This window comes from Psychrobacter sp. 4Dc (assembly GCF_002836715.1).
GTDB lineage: Bacteria > Pseudomonadota > Gammaproteobacteria > Pseudomonadales > Moraxellaceae > Psychrobacter.
Genome location: NZ_PJAT01000107.1, coordinates 1 through 18,400 on the forward strand (window position 1 = coordinate 1; position 18,400 = coordinate 18,400).

Annotated in this window: 14 protein-coding genes; 5 read left to right on the forward strand and 9 right to left on the reverse strand. The window is 43.9% G+C overall.

All coding sequences use genetic code 11. The features are described from left to right. Positions 1-18: 18 nt before the first annotated feature. The gene (recD, locus tag CXF61_RS09445; RefSeq protein ID WP_165598019.1) at positions 19-2,241 is read left to right on the forward strand and encodes an exodeoxyribonuclease V subunit alpha; all 2,223 of its coding nucleotides are present in this window, start codon (positions 19-21) and stop codon (positions 2,239-2,241) included. Between the two features lie 107 nt (positions 2,242-2,348). On the opposite strand, the gene CXF61_RS09450 is transcribed toward recD, so the two are convergent. Together CXF61_RS09450 and CXF61_RS09455 are read right to left on the reverse strand one after the other, a co-directional pair. After that, complete coding sequence (locus tag CXF61_RS09450; protein WP_057760160.1) at positions 2,349-2,912, reverse strand: hypoxanthine-guanine phosphoribosyltransferase; 564 nt, start codon at positions 2,910-2,912, stop codon at positions 2,349-2,351. 102 nt (positions 2,913-3,014) lie between these two features. Then, positions 3,015-3,683 carry a hypothetical protein gene (locus CXF61_RS09455; protein WP_165598020.1) on the reverse strand — a complete coding sequence of 223 codons (669 nt, stop codon included), beginning with the start codon at positions 3,681-3,683 and terminating at the stop codon, positions 3,015-3,017. A 302-nt stretch (positions 3,684-3,985) separates the two neighbouring features. On the opposite strand from CXF61_RS09455, the gene CXF61_RS09460 reads away from it, so the two are divergent. The 3 genes from CXF61_RS09460 (at position 3,986) to CXF61_RS09470 (ending at position 7,190) form a co-directional block, all read left to right on the forward strand. Continuing rightward, positions 3,986-5,668, forward strand: coding sequence for a carbon starvation CstA family protein (locus CXF61_RS09460; RefSeq protein WP_165598021.1), 1,683 nt, complete (start codon positions 3,986-3,988; stop codon positions 5,666-5,668). Between the two features lie 115 nt (positions 5,669-5,783). Next, complete coding sequence (locus CXF61_RS09465; protein WP_165598022.1) at positions 5,784-6,095, forward strand: cory-CC-star protein; 312 nt, start codon at positions 5,784-5,786, stop codon at positions 6,093-6,095. A 72-nt stretch (positions 6,096-6,167) separates the two neighbouring features. Continuing rightward, entirely contained in the window at positions 6,168-7,190 is a 1,023-nt protein-coding gene (locus tag CXF61_RS09470) for an ArsA family ATPase (RefSeq protein ID WP_165598023.1), read from the forward strand. Positions 7,191-7,215: 25 nt separating this feature from the next. Here CXF61_RS09470 and CXF61_RS09475 read toward each other — a convergent pair whose 3' ends face one another. The 3 genes from CXF61_RS09475 to CXF61_RS09485 all read right to left on the reverse strand — a co-directional run bounded on the left by CXF61_RS09475 (position 7,216) and on the right by CXF61_RS09485 (position 11,730). Beyond that, entirely contained in the window at positions 7,216-8,892 is a 1,677-nt protein-coding gene (locus CXF61_RS09475; protein WP_165598024.1) for a DUF3482 domain-containing protein, read from the reverse strand. A gap of 239 nt (positions 8,893-9,131) precedes the next feature. Beyond that, positions 9,132-10,115, reverse strand: a complete 984-nt coding sequence (locus tag CXF61_RS09480) for a sterol desaturase family protein (RefSeq protein ID WP_165598025.1) — start codon at positions 10,113-10,115, stop codon at positions 9,132-9,134. Positions 10,116-10,329: 214 nt separating this feature from the next. Further along, positions 10,330-11,730, reverse strand: a complete 1,401-nt coding sequence (locus tag CXF61_RS09485) for a DUF2868 domain-containing protein (protein ID WP_165598026.1) — start codon at positions 11,728-11,730, stop codon at positions 10,330-10,332. A 220-nt stretch (positions 11,731-11,950) separates the two neighbouring features. On the opposite strand from CXF61_RS09485, the gene CXF61_RS09490 reads away from it, so the two are divergent. Then, positions 11,951-12,742: an SDR family oxidoreductase gene (locus CXF61_RS09490; RefSeq protein ID WP_264755681.1), complete on the forward strand. Its 792-nt coding sequence runs from the start codon at positions 11,951-11,953 to the stop codon at positions 12,740-12,742. A gap of 92 nt (positions 12,743-12,834) precedes the next feature. Here the strand turns inward: CXF61_RS09490 and CXF61_RS09495 are convergent, their stop codons facing one another. The 4 genes from CXF61_RS09495 to prpF form a co-directional block, all read right to left on the reverse strand. Next, the gene (locus CXF61_RS09495) at positions 12,835-14,361 is read right to left on the reverse strand and encodes a bifunctional 2-methylcitrate dehydratase/aconitate hydratase (RefSeq protein WP_165598027.1); all 1,527 of its coding nucleotides are present in this window, start codon (positions 14,359-14,361) and stop codon (positions 12,835-12,837) included. A 154-nt stretch (positions 14,362-14,515) separates the two neighbouring features. Next, entirely contained in the window at positions 14,516-15,142 is a 627-nt protein-coding gene (locus tag CXF61_RS09500) for a GNAT family N-acetyltransferase (RefSeq protein WP_165598028.1), read from the reverse strand. A gap of 71 nt (positions 15,143-15,213) precedes the next feature. Then, positions 15,214-17,067 carry an ABC transporter ATP-binding protein gene (locus CXF61_RS09505; protein ID WP_165598029.1) on the reverse strand — a complete coding sequence of 618 codons (1,854 nt, stop codon included), beginning with the start codon at positions 17,065-17,067 and terminating at the stop codon, positions 15,214-15,216. Positions 17,068-17,105: 38 nt separating this feature from the next. Further along, positions 17,106-18,359, reverse strand: coding sequence for a 2-methylaconitate cis-trans isomerase PrpF (gene prpF, locus CXF61_RS09510; protein WP_165598030.1), 1,254 nt, complete (start codon positions 18,357-18,359; stop codon positions 17,106-17,108). Positions 18,360-18,400 lie beyond the last annotated feature (41 nt).

Consider the following 18,400-nt stretch of genomic DNA (forward strand, 5'->3'; position numbering starts at 1 on the left):
ATAAGAGATAAATATACGATGAGTAATAATAACAATAAAAGTAAGTCAGCCATTAGTTTACAAGAGAGCTGGGCCAGTAACATCAGCGATTATATCTTGTTACGTCGTCAACAAACGCATGTAGCGTATGACGCGACAAATGCAAAGACGAATGATGAGAGCAAAAAAATCAATAAGTCGGAAAACAATGACTTATTTACTGCTCTATTCGTTATTTTAGCGGCTCATTTGGAAGAAGGGCATACTGTATTAACCATTGATGCAGCCGATCATGAAACGCCGCTACAAGGGGAAATTAATGGGGAAATAGTCACGTTATATGCATGGCAGCAGCAATTATTGGGGATACTTGCAACACCAATTTTTGCGCTGATTGATACTCAGATAAAAACGCAAATAGACACGCAATCAAACATGCAACTAGACGATGACACTACAACAGAGACATCGCTATTTGTATTACTAGATACTTTGTTTGGTCAGCGAGATTACCTGTGGGCGCAGCTAGCACTTAGTAACCATGAAAAAGAGACGTTGATCAAACGTTTTGATGCGATAACTACGTTATATCATCGCTTGAAAAATAGCGACTTAAATACTTTCGTTCATTCAATCCATGAGCATGCTTTATTTGCTAACGTTGAGGCGAATACTAATTATAACAACAATCAAAATAGCCTAAGCAAAGATAATCAACCGATTATTTACAACATAGCTAAAAGTGAACAAACTCGAAGTTCGAAAATCACATTTTGGTTACACCGCACTTGGCAAGCAGAATTTAACTTAGCGCAGCATATCAATCATATTTTGAATCAGCAGATAGTGCCTTTAGACATTACCATGCCTGAGAACTTAAATGACCAACAGATAGCCGCTATCAATGTGGCGAACAATAATGCATTTAGTATCATTACTGGTGGCCCAGGGACAGGTAAAACCTATACTGTGGCTCAGTTAGTCATGGCATTGCAGCAAGCGACAGAGAGTAGGGGAGATGAGTCTGAACATATTAGGTTTAGTACAGACAGTGCTAGCCTAGCATTAGCAGCGCCAACGGGTAAGGCGGCCCAACGTATGCAAGAATCTCTACAGGCGGCTTTAGACGACGCAAATGTAGAGCTGCAGTTGCAAGAGGCAAAAACCATCCATCGTCTACTAGGCATCGGTCGAACGGGTAGACCGCGCTACGATGCCAACAACCCTCTAGGTGAAGATATTATCATCGTTGATGAAGCATCTATGCTCGGAGTTGAGTTGGCCAATTATCTTGTGAGCGCGGTAAAGCCAGGTGCTAGGCTGATATTATTAGGCGATGCTAATCAGTTAGCAGCCGTCGATGCAGGAGCAGTATTGGCTGATCTCTGTCGCATTCCTCTACTGCAACCTATACATGCAGAACTAACCGAGAGCCGCCGATTTAGCGACGACTCAGGTATCGGTAAACTGGCCACTCAAATTAATAAAGCAGAGACAAATCTTCAAGCTATTTGGCAATTATTAAGGCAAGACGCTGCTTTGAGTTTTCGATATGTTAATACTTTACAAGCAGAGTCTATATTAAATAACAAAATAGAAAATAGCCTAAGCGAAAAAAAAATTGTTTCAAAGATATCTAAAAATTACCAATCATACGTAAATAAAGTTAAAAATTTACTAAAAAATCCAATAGAAAAATCCGTACCAGAATCAGTTAAAAATACTACCACTTCGTTGATGGAGGTATTTAATCAATTTAGAATCTTAACCGCTGGCCACAATGGTGAATGGGGCGACCACTATATCAATAACTACCTTACTCAGTGGCATCTTGCTGAGCTAAAGTTACCATTGGGTCAAAACACATGGTTCCATGGACGTCCTGTTATGATGCTACAAAATAACTATGAGCTTGGGCTATTTAATGGGGATATTGGTTTCTGCTTACAAACATCAGATGAAAGGAGCCAATTAGAAGTGTTCTTTGAAAATAAGACACAAGGAATAGCTATTAATTTGCTAAATGAAGAGGTGATAGCCACGGCGTATGCAATGACTATTCATAAGTCGCAAGGATCTGAATTTGATCATGTTGCTATTACTTTTGATAATAGTCATGCAAGATTGCTGAGCAAAGAGCTTATTTATACAGCAGTGACTCGTGCTAAGAAGCAGGTAACGATATATAGTACCAAGCACGCTTTAGAAAAAGCGGTTCAAACACCGACTGAACGCCATACAGGTTTGGCATTACAGTTTTAACGATTCATTCAAGTTGTTGTCGGCGCAATAAGTCAGTGCAATAAAAAAGCATCCAATTTGGATGCTTTTTTATTGCGCTGACTTATTTTAAGTAATTAAATCTAGAATTAAACTTTGTCTTCTTTGATTGCATAGATACCTGGCAGGTGACGCAAGTAACCATGGAAATCCATACCACAACCGTAAACATAGCGATCTGCAACATCAATACCCACAAAATCTACGTCGAAATCTGCAACTTTGCGATCATGTTGCTTGTTAAGCAAGACACAAGACTCAAGTGATAGAGGCTTTTCTTTACTTAATTCTTCAACAACTGCTTTTAGGGTAATACCTTCGTCAAAGATGTCGTCGATTAACAATACGTGCTCACCTTCGATGCTAACATCAGGCTTGAATTTCCAATCAAGCTCATTAGTACCTTCGTTATCACGATAACGAGTCGCATGGATATAGTGCATGCGATGGTAGAACGTAAGATGTGTCAGTAGTTGACCAGCTGGGATCAAGCCGCCGTTCATCACGACCATAACAATTGGGTTTAGACCAGCATAATGTAGATTGAGCTGAGCGGCCAAACGCTCATAAGCAGCAGCTACTTCGATACTGCTGATAAGGCACTCTGAGTTGCGTAAGGTTTTTTCAATTTCTTGGTTACTGATTTGGGTCATCGGGTGCGCCTTTGGTAAAAAGTGCCGCTTATTTTAGCAAATTTTAGTGAATTTGCCCAACGTCATATGACTTTTGGGACAAAATTAATCCAACTTTTGGGGTTATTCTGGCTTTTCTATAATAAATGGACGGTAATAGTTGGCCAATCTATTCAATGAGTCATTTGGTAGGTCAGGTAATAGCTTATTAAGTGCCATACTCATGCCTTTATCAATTGCCGATTTCGCAACTGGAACTGACTTACGCTTGATCATGCCTAGCTTCAATGTCTCGGCATAACGACTGATGAAGTGGGTCAATGTTTCTTCGTTCATGGTTTCGAGTGCTGTTTTAAATTTGACTCTATCTACATGCTCAGGCGTGATAGCAGCAAAACCTTCAGTGATGGTATTGGCATCTTTTTCTGATAGTTTAAAGCCGACACGTTTAACACCTTCATTATCAATAAAGGCTGCATGATCTCTTAGAAAATGAAAACTTGGTAACACGTCTTTGTTGTTTTCTTTACCTAGTAAGATATTGAGCAAAGTATCTGTCGCACGTTCAATCGTTCCAACAATTTTACGCATAGAGGCTTGGCGCTCAGGGTTCGGAATAATATCTACCAAACCAACCAATAAATTATCAGTAAGATCACGCGCTGTCTGATGCGTAAGGGCATCGCGATAAGGGTAGTACTCTACATTCTCATTTGAAGCAACGACTTGTTCGGCCTCACTGATTAAAGCTTTTAGTTTATCTGAGGGTACGAATCCAAAATAATGTGCCATTGCACTTCCTTTATTTGTTGTTTTTTATGTCTTACTTGCGTTACATTGATCACCAAATCGGTTATTATTCAAACAAAGTTTCAGTCTCAGGCTCATCAAACCAAATGCTGATTAGTGACATGCCCTAGTTATAAGATAAATGACTTTGTTGATTGGTAATAATTTTGCAAATTGCTAGAATTTACCTAAACGATAGATGAGCTGAGTCACTCATCGCACACTAATTTAGCATATTTTTCATATTTTAATTCAAAAAGCTTGAACTTATAAGGCTATTGACTACTTGTCTAGGGAGAGATGAGATGAATAGTGCTATCGTACTACTATTCGCCGTTGCCGCTATGCTCTGCGGCTACGTGTTTTATTCAAAATTTATCGCCACCAAAATTTTAGCATTGGACAACAGCCGTCCTACACCCGCACATACGATGAAAGATGGGATCGATTATGTTCCCACCAATAAGTATGTATTGTGGGGGCATCACTTTACGTCAGTGGCAGGGGCTGCACCAATTATCGGTCCTGCCATTGCAGTCATTTGGGGCTGGGTGCCTGCCATTATTTGGGTAGTGGTAGGTACTATCTTTATGGCTGGCGTACATGATATGTCTGCTATTTGGGCAAGTATGCGTAATAGAGGTCAGTCGATTGGCTCTATTGCTGGTACTGTCATGGGCACACGTGTTCGCAGCTTGATGATGGTTGTCATCTTCTTATTACTACTGATGGTCAATGCTGTATTTGGCGTAGCTATCGCCAATATGATGATCAAGACGCCATCTGCTGTATTGCCAGTTTGGGGTGCCTTAGTGGTTGCCTTTATCATCGGGCAGTGTATCTATCGCTACAATATGAATCTGGTCTGGGTGTCCATTATCGGGGTAACGGCCTTGTACGGGCTTATCTATCTCGGCCCTATGTTCCCGATTGTGTTACCTGAAACTGTCATGGGTTTGCCTGATAACGCGGTATGGATCTTGATCTTGTTTGCCTATGCGGCGATTGCGTCGTTGTTGCCCGTATGGATGCTGCTTCAACCTCGTGATTATATTAATGGCTTACAGTTATTTGTCGGTTTGATTCTACTATATGCCGCTATTTTTATTGGCACGCCTAATATTGTCGCGCCAGCGGTTAACACTGCATTACCAGCGGATACACCGTCACTTCTACCATTGTTGTTTGTGACAATTGCTTGTGGTGCCATATCAGGTTTCCATGGTTTGGTCGCAACAGGGACCACTTCTAAGCAGATTGATAAAGAAGAAGACGTTCGTTTCGTTGGTTACTTCGGTGCATTGGGCGAGGGTATGCTAGCACTTGGGGCAATCCTTGCAGCAACCGCAGGTTTTGCGACTCTTGGTGACTGGCAAGCGGTCTATCAAAAATTTGGTGATGGCTCTATCGGTGCGTTCATCGATGGCGGTGCAACCATCTTGAATGCTGGCGTTGGTATCGACATGGTGCTATCACAGACGATGCTCACGGTAATGGCTGCATTGTTTGCTGGTACGACGATGGATACTGGCGTACGTTTACAACGTTATATCTTCCAAGAATTTGGTGAATTTTATAATTTACCTGTACTCAATAAGAGTGTCGTTGCAACGTTACTTGCTGTCGGAAGCTGTTTGTTATTAGCATTCGGTGCTGGTGGTATCGATGGTGCGGGCGGTATGATCATTTGGCCACTATTTGGTACAACCAACCAGTTAATGGCCGCCTTAACCTTGATGATCGTTACCGTTATCTTGTTACGTAAGGGCAAGCCAGTTTGGTATACCTTAGCGCCATTGTCGTTCTTGTTGGTTATGACTGTCTTTGCACTATTGATTCAGCTCAAAACCTTCTTTACTGATGGTAATTGGCTACTTATTATTATGGATATTATTATCTTAATCGCGACCATTTTGGTGACGTTTGAGAGTTTGTCTGTACTACGCAAAGAATGGTCACTACATAAAGGTAAAAACGGTGAGGTTTAAACGTTAAACCATATTGAGTGTCTGTTTAATAAAAAACGCTAGCAGCAATTGCTGGCGTTTTTTATATCATATAGGCATGATAGATCATAAGAATTAAGTAAAATACGAGCATATTATGGAAAATGAAAACACATCAAATAATATAGTAAAGGTTCAACCATTAGAGAACACTCAACCATGGTGGCAACGGTTTAAGAGTGGATTAAATGAATTTTATCATGCGCCTTATCGTCAGACGATGGCACGGGCCGCACGTGATGAAGAAGATTTTTTTATGTTGCTCATGTTTGCCGAGAGCTTGGGTATTGATAATCCCGCCAGCTTTTATACATTAGAGCTACAGCCACTATTTTTAGAGAACTTTCATGAGTGGCATACACGTATGGGAATGGATAGATGTCCATTTGACCACGTTGGGTGCTGCTAACAGTAGTGGATTGACTATATAAAAAGAAGCTAAGCATTGATTGCACAATGAGACAAGAGACGAGATAACGATATGGCATTACACCCTTTACATGGCTTGGTAGAGCAGCTGGCGACACAACCGATTATATTTATCGGTGGAAAAGGCGGTGTGGGAAAGACTACGACTGCCGCTGCACTTGCCAGCTATTATGCAAGCCAGCAGCAAAAAACCTTAATTGTCTCAACCGATCCAGCACATAGTTTGGGCGATGTATTGAATGTACGACTCAATAATGAGAAAACGGTGATATCACCTTATCTAGATGCGATTGAGTTAAATCCTGATGTGATTGTCGATGAACATTTTGCTCAAGTCGAACGTACAATTAAAGCTTATGCCAACCCAGATATGATGCCAAAAATTCGTGAGCATCTGAGGTTATCGAAGTCGGCACCTGGCGCTCAAGAAGCCGCGATGCTCGAATCCATGTGTCACCATTTAGTCGAAGCGGCAGCGGCAGATGCTGGGTATGAACACATCATCTTTGATACCGCACCGACAGGTCATACTTTGCGATTATTGGTATTACCAGAAATGATGGGGGCGTGGACGGATGGGCTGCTTGCACAGCAGCGACGACAGGCCAAACTACGTTCGGCGGCGACACACTTGGATAGTCACAATCAGAAAAACAGCGCTCAAAAGAACGATGTAGCCAATCCCTTTGCAGCAAAAAAATCAGATCGCTGGGAACAAGCTGTCTCCGTATTAGAAAAGCGCAAGCAATTGTTCCGCCAAGCAGGGTTGCTACTACATGACCGTACACAAACAGCGATTGTGTTGGTGATGACTGCTGACGTCTTACCATTGGCTGAGACCAAGCGCGCTATCGAGCAATTAGAAGACAGTAAACTCATGCCAGCAGCAATCATCATCAATCAATTGATATCAACAACGCAGTCGGATGAGTTTTGGCGACACCGTGCTGAGCGTCAGCAGCATTTGCTGCAGGATATCGAACAAAGCTTTACCAAGTACCCGCTGTATCCGATCTATCTGCAACAGACAGATGTACGCGGCACTGATGCATTGAGTGCGTTGTTAAGTGCATAGGATGCATAGATAGTTCGCTGGTAATTTATGACTCACGCTTATACGACTGTAACTTACCTGACAGAGACCATGCCATGTCTGTACGTAACAACTGAGCTTGTTCGGACTTACCGCTACTAAGCGACGACCATTGTGGTTTACCACGCGCTTTTTTGAGTTCACTTGGTAATTTATGAGCTGGCCAGACAGTAATTGGATTATTGTCTTCATCTGCATGATCACTGTCGTCAGTTAACGACGTTCCAAGACTGCTGTTTTCGCCCTTATATAATAACTGAGTGGCATCTGTAGCAGCATGACCACGATGGCGTAATGCAGTAAGTAAGTCTAATGCTCGTGTTGCTAATAGCGTCAATGTTGCAGGATCGATATATAAGCGTTTTACCCCAGTAATCCTATCGGCAATACTGCTGGTATTCGATAGCAACCCGCCTGCGATACCACCTATTGCGGCGCCCAATCCTAATGTAGTACCTAGGGCTGCTGCATCGATACCTAATCCTAGAAGCGCACCAGCTGCTGCACCAGAAGTGGTGCGAATGCCGTAGCTCTTGAGAAGTTCAGGGTCGAAAGGATCTTGTTGATAGGCTTGTAGTTCAAGCGGCGTTGCTGCGACGGCATTGTCATAAAACTTATAAAGGTTGAGTAGGTTGTGCTGCATCGCACGTTCACTTTGCCTAACCACTTCTTGCATTTGCTGTAACACAGGAAGTGGGTCGTCATCTTCATTGATCTCGCGTACAAAGGCAGCAACATTCAATAAAAAATCAGCAATGATGATATTTGCTTCATCACTCAATTGTGCCCAATTTTCCGTTCGACGCTGCATCAACTGCTCAAGCATTTCAGAGTGGGTGAGCATAGTCGATAGATTTTTCCACAGCCGCATTTCATCTTCAAACTCAAAAGCAACCGAATCAAAACGCGTGGATATATGCAGATTGCGTCTTGCCAGCATCGTTTGCCAGTCGTCGATATTGGCGTTCTGGCTGTCGGTGAAATTAAAAACAGGCATGATAGGAATCGCAGCCCAAGACAAAATCGCTAGCTCATCTTTATATTTACCCAATACAGGCTCACGAGCATCTACCACGTAGATGGCCATATCGCTTGCCAGCAGCTGACGAATTACCTTGGCTTCTTGACTATAATCATAGGGCAAGTCATAACTGTCTGAACCTTGAGCAACATCCGCCGCCAAAAACTGTTGCAGACGTTCAATACCATCACGGCGACTGGCAGTGTTGTCCTCTAGCCAATCCATAAGCCCTGAAGCATCTTCCAGACCAGGTGTATCGTATAGTGCAACTAAGACTTCGCCAGTTTGGCTATCTGTCAATTGAGCCTGCTCGACATGCCGTGTGGTTGCCGCTTCGTTTTTGACTTCACCAAAATATACGTCTCGCAATAACGTGCGCAATATAGAGGTTTTACCCGTATTGGTATGACCGACGACCGCCAATTTAAGCGGTTCACCACTGGCGATGGTTTTTTTTGTCATCTTTGCCACTGGTGCTGTCGTTGCTGATGCTTCGGTTGATACAGGTTGATTATCCTGAGTAGCTATTGACTGAGCTACTGTGGATTTTGAAGTGTTGTCTGAAGGAGTGCTTGAAACATCAGGAGTTGGCTCATAAGCTTTGTCCGCAAACATACCTGTAGGCTTATTGTTCTCATGATTATTGTTATTGTCATTATTCATAGTAACGTCTTATATTTATTGATGGCAAAAATACACAGTAGCCATTTATTGTAAAGCAAATCTGATTGGGTATCGGTTATGAATGCGTATTGTCATATCATAAATCGTAGTCCACGTATTTATAATCAGGCTCTAGTCGGTTCAATATACTTTGGATACAAGAAAGACGAGTGAAAGCACTACAAATAGTAGGCTAAGCGAGACTGACACCGTATCCAATGTATAGAGAATTGACTATATTAGACAGCACTAGGTGGACGCAGCAGTACCTTTAGCTTTTTCTTGAACCCTTTGGCACGAAAAAACCGCTGCCACATACGGTAAAAGACCCCAAATATCAGACTAATAATATTGTCATGACTGGTTTCGCCAACCGCACCATATTTGACTGGGTTATTGACCGTATCTTCTTCTACATAAGTGCCGAACCAGCGATCAAAAATAATGAGAACACCGCCGTAATTTTGGTCAATATATTCGTCGTTGGTACCATGATGGGCACGGTGATTGGATGGGGTATCAAAAACATACTCCACCCATTTTGGAAATTTTCCCACGGTTTCGGTATGGATAAAGAATTGATAAATCAAATCCAACGCATAAAAGAAAAATACCCAGACAGGATGTACGCCTAGCATCATCAGCGGAACAAAGAATAGCCACCATCCCGTCACTGAGTACAGCAGGCTTTGACGCATGGCGGTGGACAGATTCATATGGTCATCTGAATGGTGCACGACATGCGCTGACCAAAACCAATTCATACGGTGTGACGCACGATGGAACCAGTAATAGCTAAACTCAACCGCAACGAATATAGGGATGGCGGTAAGCCATGTCACCTCAATAGTAAATAAGCGATATTGATATAACCATAAGCAGATAGGTATGACGATAAGCGCTTGGACAATCAATTCAAACCCTAGATAAGAGCCGCCCAAACTAAAATTGGTCATCGCACGGCGCCAACTAAAGCTTTTACTATTGCCGCGCTTGGACTGATAGAACCATTCTGCCAAAAATAACAAGAAAAATGGACCACCAGCCAGCGGTAGCAGCCACTCTTGCCAATACGCAGGCAAAATGCTCGCTAGCATTGGCTGCCACGCCTCTGGCGCAGCTGTTAAGATACTTTGGTTTAATGCCTCTCGGTAACCATCCAATAGTTGACCATATTGACCTAGGGTCATAAGGGGGCTGTTTAAAGAGTTATCTGCTGCCATCTTGGGCTCCTAGCCACTATAAAACATCCTTGTCGTCTTGATATGACGTCACAGCTATCAAAATATATCTTAACAACTGTTATATCAATAAGTCTTTAAGCCTGTCTGAGGTTATAGATCTATAATATTTATTTATTGTATATCATGCGAGTCATAATGATAAGTTCATATATGAAAAATAGATTGCAAGTAATAGATTAAAAATTAGAATGTATTAAGCATCTATATCAACCAAGCCAATTTTTCGTGCAGAGAGCGCTGTTTGCCATTGCTGATAGCGAACTGCTTGTTTGTCTAATGGCTCATCATCGGTACGTGCGTCAGTTAAGTCAGCAGCAGAGTTAGTATCGCTAAGCAGTTGTACGATAAGCCCATCTTTGGCGTGAGCAGCAATTTGATCGAGTTTGCGTAGCGTACCGCGGTCGGGCAGTGCGTTGCTATGAATGCCAAGTAAGACCTGTACAGGATGCGCATCTAAATAGTTTTTAAGCCGTGCCATATCATCACGGTCATCAACGATGCCAAAATCCTCAACTTCGCTTGATTGTCCAAAATCATGATGGCTGTCATCAAACCCTGACTGCCACCATTTGTCCTGATTTGCAGGGTATTCAAGCAGCGCAACTAACTTCTTGCCCGCACTGACCGTCGCTTTTGGAGCGATAGGGGCTGGTGCTTCTGTAAAGTCATCAGCATCCACCACGTGTCGCTGCCAAAAATTTAGGATTTTTTGATAATACGGCTGTTTGATATCCAAACGCATTTTTTTACGGCGGAACATCAATGCACAGAATGCCCATGCTATCGCTCGCGGTACAATACCGTACATCAGCAAGCTACCAACTAGTAACCCTGCCCATTGCCTTGCAACAGAAAGCGGCATCGCTTCGGTGACAAGCCTGCTCTGTGCGATCGCTGTACTGTCTGGCACACCAAATCCCACCATACTCGGTAACCAACCTAATACCTGAGTCAAGCTTACTAGCGCCTGATCAGAGAGTAGGGTTGACTCCCAACTAAAGCTATACTGACGTACAACCAACAAGAATATAATCGCAAGCAGCATACCGGTCAAGGTAGCCAGCCACAACTGATGACTAAACCGTCCCAGATACCAGCGCATACCGCTATGCTGCAACTGCCGCTCATACAGATCGACGGCTGCCTTGGTCACATCGTCCTTACCGCGTATGAGATAACTTGGACTGACAAAGCTCGCAAACCAGCTGGGCGATTGCTGATCTCGATTGATGAGTGTCATGACAAGCCAGCCACCAAGTATAATGGTATGAAAACCAAGCAGACAGACCAACACATAAAAGAAGTTCACAACATTAGACTGCAATAACGTAAATAACCCCAAAAATCCCGAGATACACCACACCACACTCATAACGATCATGATGCCCTTTATACGGCCGTCAATCTTACCCAGTACACGTGCAAGCGCACCGTTGCTATCTATACGTGATGCTCGTCGATGCAGCTTTTGGATAGGCGTACCGTCCTCGCCCTGTAGCTTTTCCGTGATTAATAACGGGTCAGTGGCAAAGACGTGCTGATCGGTCTCTAAAGCACGTACCAGCTCGGTCAGTTGATCTTGGGGTGATAGCATAATGCGATAATATCCGTATGAAAGCGTCAATATAAGAAATAGGAAGCAAAAAATGCGCGTTCTAATCGTTATAGATTATTGTAGCGTATATAGAATGAGGATGACTTGTATTATTTTTATCATAGTAAACCCTCATAAAATCATCCAAAATAAATATATAAAACCAAATCGTGTCAAAAAGCGTATAAAAGAGACATATCAAAAAAAAGGAAGGTGCCATATGAATAACGAAATGAATAATAAAACCTATCTTATCATCGGTGGAACAGGTGGTATTGGTCAAGCCATGGTGCAGCAGCTAATACAAAAAACGACTGCCAATCAAACGGACAGTCAATTTAATCAAAGCCATCGCGCACAAGTATTTGCTACTTATCATCGCAATGAGCCAAACATTGAAGCAGAAAACCTGCACTGGCTGCCAATGGACGTCAGTGATGAGGATAGCATTAAAAAAGCTGCCGATACCATTAAGCAGACAGTCGGTCATGTGGATTGGGTAATCAATTGCGTAGGGTTATTGCATACAGAGACCGCGCAGCCAGAAAAGGCCTTGCGACAGATGGAAACGGAGTTCTTTTTACAGAACATGCAAATCAATGCGCTAGCCAGTTTTCTGATAGCCAAACACATCAAACCGTTGCTAGCCAAGGCTACTCGCAGCGCCAATCATCCTGCTATTTTTGCGACCGTATCAGCCCGCGTCGGTAGCATCACTGACAATCAGCTAGGCGGCTGGTATAGCTATAGAATGAGCAAGGCCGCTCTCAATATGGGCATGAAAAACCTGAGTATCGAATGGGGCAGATCACTTAAAGATGTGTGCGTGGTCGTTATGCAACCAGGCACCGTCAACACTCAGCTGTCCGCACCGTTCCAAGGCAATGTCGCTGAAGGACATCTATTCTCGCCAGCGTATAGCGCGGAGTGCTTATTGGAAGTGCTCTCAGGTATGACTGCTACCCAGTCAGGCAGTTTTGTCGATTGGGCTGGAGAGTCGATACCTTGGTAGCCATCGAGTTGACAGCATATAACATGATGATAAATAGCTAGATAAAGACGTTAGGAGGCTGGCACAAGCGTACATACTGGTGAGCCATAAATCTAATATGCCTCAAACAGCGCCATAAACTCATTAACAGGCGTCTGCTCCAGTCTTTCTTGATCGTCGCATAGCTCAATAATCTGCTGACAGCGACTTTCGATAAAACGAGTGGCTAGACTGGCGCGGAATTTGGCTTCCAGTACAGGAATGCCCTCGGCGCGGCGACGTTTATGGCCGATAGGATATTCAACAGCCACTTTTTCTGTACTGCTGCCATCTGTAAAAAATACTTGAATGGCATTGGCAATAGAGCGCTTGCTTGGGTCATGATAGTCTTTTGAATACTGCGCGTTTTCTTCTACAACCATCTTGCTGCGCAGCTCATCGATTGACAAATGCTGTTCGTGATAGTCATCTTCGTAGTTCTCTGCCATCAGATCGCCTGTCAATAACGGCACAGCCACCATATACTGCAAGCAGTGGTCACGATCGGCCGGATTGGCAAGCGCGCCTTCTTTTGAGATGATGCGAATCGCTGAGTCATGTGTGATTAGAACGATTTTGTCGATATCGTCAATTCTGTCTTTTACGTGTGGGTGCAAAATGACCGCGGCTTCACAAGCGGTCTGAGCATGAAACTCAGCAGGAAAGCTTATTTTAAATAAGATGTTTTCCATCACATAACTACCAAAATCCCGCTGGAATTTAAAACGACGTTCGCCTTCAGGCTTGGTCGCTAGATCCTTATTGGTATGGCTAAATAGCACATCATAGAATCCCCACTGCGGTGCGGTTAATGCGCCAGGGATACCCATTTCACCACGTGCCGTTATATCGACCAGACGTACCGCACGACTAGTCGCATCACCTGCTGCCCATGATTTTCGGCTGCCAGCATTGGGTGCATGACGATAGGTGCGCAGTGCCTGACCATCGACGATGGCTTGTGAAATCGCTGCCATGATGCGCTCACGTGGTAGCTGATAAAGTTTGGCGACGACTGCTGTTGAAGCCAACTTGACCAAAAATACATGATCGAGCCCCACACGGTTGAATGAGTTTTCTAGTGCCAGTACGCCTTGAATTTCATGCGCCATGATCATGGCTTCAAGCACTGCTCTCATGGTTAATGGTGCTTGTCCTTGGCTGATATTTTTCTGACTAATATAGTCGGCGACCGCCAGGATACCACCCAGATTATCAGAAGGATGGCCCCATTCGGCGGCAAGCCACGTATCGTTATAGTCAAGCCAGCGCACCATACAGCCAATATCAAAAGCGGCTTTGATAGGATCTAGTCTATAGGAGGTGCCAGGGACGCGAGCGCCATGCGGCGTTATTTGATCGGGGCAATCAGGCCCCAAGTGCTTGGTACACTCAGGGAAGCGCAAGGCCAATAGACCGCAGCCAAGCGTGTCCATTAGACAGTGGCGCGCGGTATTCCATGAATCAGTAGGGTTTGGGGATTGCTCGTCTATTGAATAATCGAGAACGTAATCGGCGATTTTTTGAATTTCATCGTCATATTCTGGACGGACGTTACTCTCTACCGTCGCATCGTTAATATTTGAATTGGTAGTTGACATGGTTGTTACCTCATCCTGAGTGTACTACTTCCTTGACTGAGACTGAGCTGATTGGCTCAGCCATCCTTTTAAAGGAATCATCATTTAAAAGTAGCATACTCAATATGGAACAACCAATTTGAATTATGTTAAGAATTAAGACGTTAGCAGCGATCTAAATCATTAAGTACAACAGACCTAAAACAAACAAAGCGGCCATGATAAACAGCAGGAAACTTAACACTTTAGTCGTGGTTGACGCGGTGTCTGTGCTCTCTTTTTTGATTTTATTTTTCTTTGCAACGTATAGCACCATTTTTACATGCTCGATATTGTCCTCGAGGTAGTGATCGCCTTCAGGTACAAAACCTAACGACTCGTAAAAGCTAAGCAAGTAAACCTGTGCCGAGATAATAATCGGGCGCTTTTTACCATACTTTTTGCGGCACTGTGCAATAGCCTGATTCATCATCTGCCGTGCCAGACCATCACCTCTATGCTCTGATAGCACAAGCACTCTACCGATAGCAGGCATCGCAGTGTGGTTGGTCTTAATCGCAGGATCAGCTACTGATAGGTTGGATTTTAGCTTATTAAACTCAGGTGGGATAATACGGCAATAGCCCACCAATGCTGCGTTTTGATGAGCGATTAGGTGCAAGCAATCAAAATCCACTTCATCCATATCTTGATAGGCACAGTTTTGTTCGACGACAAACACTTGCGAGCGCGCCTTTAAAATATGATAAAGATCAACTGAGGTCAGCTCGTCAAAGGTTTTTAGAGAAAATTCACAAGTCATAATGGGCTAGCTTCTGGCAATAGGCAGTAAAAGATTAGCATTATAACGATTTAGGCAGGCATTAACCATTCCTAACCGTTTAGGGTCTGGCTGATTTTATCTAAGTTTAGGCTATCAGACATAGCGCTAAAGATTTCAAAGTATTTGCCGCGTTGGGCATAAAGTACCTCGTGGGTACCTGTCTCAACCACTTCGCCATTTTCTATCACTACGAGATCGTCGGCATCGATGATTTGGGCAATATTGTGCGAGACCATAATGACGGTACGGTCTTTTTTGATCAGATCAAGGCTTTTTTTGACCTGTTGGCTGGCAATGGCATCGAGGCTGGCTGTTGGCTCGTCCAAAAACACAATAGGTGGGTCTTTTAAAAACATCCTTGCCAGCGCAATACGCTGCTGCTGACCACCTGATAATGACTTAGCAGTGCTCTCATAGCCATCAGCTAACCCTATGATCTGCTCGTGGATAGAGGCTTTTTTTGCAGCCACGATGATGTCATCTTCGCTGGCATTCATATCCCCATAACGGATGTTTTCACTGATCGTACCCGAAAAAATATGATTACTCTGTAGGACTAGGCCGATGCGCTGACGCAACTCATGGGTATTACAGTCAGCCAAATCATGCCCATCTAGGCAAATCGTGCCAGCGTCTGGGGCATAGAACTTGACCAATAGATTGATAATCGTGCTCTTTCCTGCGCCAGAAAGGCCAACCAACGCGGTGATACGATTAGGCTTGATGGTAAAGCTGACGTTTTTTAGCGCTTGCGTGCCATTAGGATAAGTAAAATCGACATGTTTAAGCTCGATATGACCTTTGAGGTTTTCGCTACTGATACCAGCGATGCTCTCGACTTGGCTGTCATCTTCTAAAATATCAAAAAACCCTTCGGCATAGGTCAATGCATTATTTATCTGGTCGTAGATGCGGTGTAATTGACGGATAGGGGCGGCGACATTTTGAAACAGCATGACATGAAACAAAATCATACCAATGGTCATCTCACCTTGTAGGACAAAATAAGCGGTGAGCAAGATAATAACCACCACACCAATCTGCTCGATAAAGGTTTTGATAGCATCATAAACAAAACCAATACTGCGAATACGCAGCTGATTATCGGTCATTTCCTTTTGAATGGCTAAGTGCTTTTCTGCTTCTATCGACTCACGGACAAAGGATTTCACCACGCTGATCGAATTGATCAAAGATATTACCAAACCGCTTTTGGCTTCTCTATAGCCACGCATCTGCCGACGAAACCCTTGTAGACGCCGCGCTTGTTTTTGGCTGATAAAAAAGTAAATGGGAATGATAATAAGACCGACCAAGCCAACCCAAAAATTGGTCGAAAACATGATGATAAGCGCCACGATTGCATTGGCAAACAGCGGTAGCATATCGATAAAGAAGTTTTGCACTAAACTGGTTAAGCTGCTGACGCCATAATCAATACGGGTTTGCAACTTGCCGCTGTCGTTTTCGCTACTGGTATAAAATGCCATCCGATAGGTCAAGATGCGCTCAATGATTTTTTGCGATAAATCACGTGATAGATTGATACGAATCTTTTCGCCGAAGAAGCGTTGCCCAAACGAGATGAATATCGATAATATCTCTTTGGTTAAGAGTACCGCACTGATAATGGTCAGCATGCGCACGCCAGCTTCCCAAGGCTCAGCGAGGGTAGCGACTTCGGTCAAGGTATCAACGGCATAACGTAGTACAAAGGCATTAACTTGCGCGGTAAAGGAGCCTAGAGCAGTCAGCGCTAAGGTGGCGATGATAAGCAAGCGATAAGGCTTAGCAAATACCGCCAGTTTTTTGAGGATATCCCACAGCAGCGCCCGCCGTTCTTTTTTCTCGACTGGCGGTTTTTTGTCTAACTGTGCGCGGCGTGGTTGGGGAGATGTCGGCATAAAACTCTATCGCAAATTAAAATAAGCCATGACGACGCTTAAAACGCATCCGAAGGCACAAAAACTTCACCAACCATGATACGCCTTGCTGAACGACTCATCGACACTTTTTTGGCTTGCCAGCGTCCATCGACCAGTTCAGTCTTACCACCGACTAGTAATGTCCCTGATGGGTGGCCAAAACGTACTTCATTAAGCTCACCACCGCCAGCAGCCTTGTTAACAAGCGTACCTTGTGTGGTTGCCGCGGCGGCAATAGCGACGGCTGCTGTACCCATCATGGCATGATGCAGTTGACCCATACTCATAGCACGTACCACTAAATCAATCTCGCTTGCATCGACCGACTTACCACTAGAGGCGATATAGCTCTGTGCTGCGCCAACCCAAGCGACTTTAGGAATGTGTTGGCTGGTCTGTGCCTCGCTCACGTCTTCAAATAATCCCATCGCCACGCCGCCTGTGGCACGGATTTTCTCAAGCTTGGCAAGTAGCTCACCATCGCTATTGATATCGCCTTGTAATTCAGTACCCGTAAAGCCTAAATCTTCAGCTTTCATAAAGATGGTTGGGATACCTGCGCTAATGAAAGTAGCTTTGACGCTATCAGCCTCTAGACCGCAGCCTGACACATCAAAGTCATCGACCAAATTGCCCGTCGGGAACATGTCGCTGGTGGCATCAACCGGATCGATAAACTCAATTTTGACTTCAGCTGCTGGGAAGGTGACACCGTCTAATTCAAAATCACCTGTCTCTTGAACCTGTACTTTGTCATTTGCATCTTTATAGACTGGCACATGGGCAATAATGGTTTTACCAATATTTTCTTGCCAGATACGCACTTCACAAATCCCGCTTTCAGCATTGTCATCGATACTATTAGCAATTTTGTCGGCATCAACTAGACCCATATTAATGCCACAGGCACCGACGGCTGCAGTTAAGTTACCACAGTTACCCGCCCAATCAATCATCGGCTTGGCGATATTAACTTGTCCAAACAGATAATTCACGTCATGATCTGGTCTGTCAGAGGCCGATAAGATAACGGTCTTTGATGTGCTAGAGCTGCCATTGCCTAAGCCATCGATCTGCTTACCGTAAGGATCTGGGCTACCGACGACGCGCAGCAAAAACTTATCACGCGACTCGCCAGCAACTTGGCAGCGCTCAGGTAAATCAGACAATTTAAAAAACGTGCCTTTTGACGTGCCGCCGCGCATATAGGTGGCAGGGATGGGGATTTGCGGGGCGAAAGAAGCTTTTGATTGAGAATTGGTTTGGGCCACTGTATTAAGTCCTTTTTATATTGTTATAAGATTGGGTATGC